Annotated in this window: 1 protein-coding gene; it reads left to right on the plus strand. The window is 36.9% G+C overall.

From position 1 onward, the window contains the following. Positions 1-387 precede the first annotated feature (387 nt). On the plus strand, positions 388-717 hold the full coding sequence (locus VHE99_13030; GenBank protein ID HVV69931.1) for a hypothetical protein: 330 nt from the start codon (positions 388-390) through the stop codon (positions 715-717). Positions 718-2,751 lie beyond the last annotated feature (2,034 nt).

Genomic DNA, 2,751 nt, shown 5'->3' on the forward strand with positions numbered 1-2,751 from the left:
ACTTTTTATAAACTCAGGTATTTTGCAGAAGTACCTCTATCTTGAACTTCCTTCTTGGAGGATTCAGTAATCCTGAGAACTTAAAAAACATGAGCCTCCCATTTTCATGGTTTTTAAAACTTCAATTTACTACAAATGGAAAATGGAATCCGGGTGTCAGGCTCCCCAACTTGTCCTCGCCTCTTCGGTATTTGCCAGTTCAAGAATCATGCTGACATCAATGCCTAATTATAGAGTCGACCATGCAGGGAATATACTGGTATTGAAAACAATCCTGAGCATTTGACCTTTAAATGCAGGTTCAGATGTAAGTTTTAATCAATCAATAGCCTGATAGGAGCCAAGTCAGATATTTTGTAAAGTTCCATCATGGAGTTTATCACAGAAATGGAAGAAGTTGAAGAAATTTTGCAGAACCATTGGGACACTTTAATCTCAAAATCACGTGAGCGTCAATTAGTTCAAGAACTTTTCGTTAAACTCCGAGAATGGCAGTCTACAAGTCACGCCGCACTCAAGGCGAAGGACAGTTTTGCAAGACTTGACGATGAGGTAAGTTCAAAGATGCCAGTTTACCGGCACCCGCACACTAATCTTCAAGTGCGGGTGCGGTTGGCTACCGCAACCGCGCTCGATTCGAAAGACTCTACCGCACCCGCACACAAGATTTCGAAGATCGAACCACACCCGGATGATTTAATTAATTTAATGAGGTGAAACTAATTTTATTTGATTCAAAACTATACAAAATGCTTAAGTATGTTTAACATTAGCCCGAATCTGACCGTTATCTGAAACGGTGTTTTTCTCACATTTTCGCATATGGGAAATTCCTGTGTGAGTTTGGGTCAAAGTTGGTCAAAGATAAGAGTGCGGCCGCACACTAAACAGCACTCTCAATATACCTGTATTTTTACCACACTTTTACCGGACACTGCGGTTCCTTCTTAAGTCCTGCCGCATACGCACACTAAAATTTTTGTCCCCTTCCGCACCCGAACATTAAAATGGAGTTGTCCTACCGCACTCTAAAAAAGAGTTGTCCTACCGCACCCGAACTCTAAAAATGAGTGATATTACCGCACCCGGAAGGGGTAAACTGGCATCTCTGGGTAAGTGCCAATTTGCTAAAGGCTTATCGTTCACTGTCTTTAAAAACTATGCCTTTCAATTTGATCACAGAAATCCGAATTACGACGAACTTGTGAGAACTTACGAAGAATTATGGACCGGTTATTGGATGAAAGCCAGTGTCTTATGTTCAAAAAGGACTTTCAAGGGCTTGAATTTAAAGTGAATGAATTCCTAGAAACTTGGTACCAAGTTCAATTTCCTTTGTTCCAAAACTATAGATGAATATCCAAAATGCTTAAATGTGTTTAACGTTGGTCCAAATTTGACGGTTTGTCGAAACACCGTTTTTCTCATATTTTCGCCCATGAAGAATTGATGTGCATTTTGCGCCAAAGTGGACCAAATTTCAAACCTGTCCAAATCGACTTAAAAGTGTAAAAATACACAAAATCTAAAGAAATTGTTTGGGGTCAAGTTTTTACCCATACCGTATATCTTGACACCTTGAAATGCATAGCATGTGAACTAATGATCATATTCATGCTATATATGGTAATCTCCAGAGTTTCGACATCCCCTAAGTATATTGATGAAGAAAAAATCAAATTTTGAGAACGCTTTTGAAATTTTTGTTCACAACGTGGTCTTAATAGGCTATTTTTTTCAAGATACTGAAAATGTAAAGAGGTGAAAATGATTTAATTTTTTTCAAAAACAAAATGCCGAAGTATGTTTAACATTGGCCCGAATTTGACCGTTATCTGAAACGGTGTTTTCCTCACATTTTCGCATATGGGAAATTCCTGTGCCTTAACAAAAGTTCTTGACAAAATTTCTGTCTCGCTGCGTCGAGAGACATCACAACGCCTATATGTATACTTTGGTCAAGGGATTAAGCATCAATAAGAATTATAAATATATATGAATTTTTCATTACATTTTTCGCAAATTTGCAATTGGAAGTAAACTATTTGCAAGCGATTTAACCAAAATTATTTTCTCTCAAGTGTCGAAGGAGTTTAAAGATTACGTGCGACAAAAATCGAATGATAAGCTTACAGGGATTGGACGAGAAATTATTGGCAAAGAAGCAGATATCTCAGTTGCTCTTTCAAATGTTATCGACCATTCCTTCAACAAATTATGGGAGACAGGTAGAAATTGATCAGTATACAATTTTAACTCAAAGTTATCACTTTATTAAATATTTTTAGGTTTAAAGCTCTTTTTTGGCTTTAATTTGTAGCAAGAAGGCAAAAATGGTTACTTCCAAAACTCAAAGGAATCCTAATCTAGTTAAGTAATTCTTCCATTTTGTCAGCTTCCTTCTTCCTATTATTGAGGCAAACTGCTTTATTTATATTTATATGCAGTTTACATAGTGTAAGAATCCACTTACTTCATTGTTTCCAAAATTTAAAAAGCCCATTTCTTCAGTAGGGATCATGTAAAACCCCTGACTGAGGATTTCAGAAATTTGGCTTAGGTTAGGTCCTCCCTAAAGAAAGGTTTTTCAATCCGTTGAGGTTTCAGGGGACTTTTTATAAACTCAGGTATTTTGCAGAAGTACCTCTATCTTGAACTTCCTTCTTGGAGGATTCAGTAATCCTGAGAACTTAAAAAACATGAGCCTCCCATTTTCATGGTTTTTAAAACTTCAATTTACTACAAATGGAA

The sequence above is a fragment of the Gammaproteobacteria bacterium genome (assembly GCA_035546635.1).
Classification (GTDB): domain Bacteria; phylum Pseudomonadota; class Gammaproteobacteria; order JAURND01; family JAURND01; genus DASZWJ01.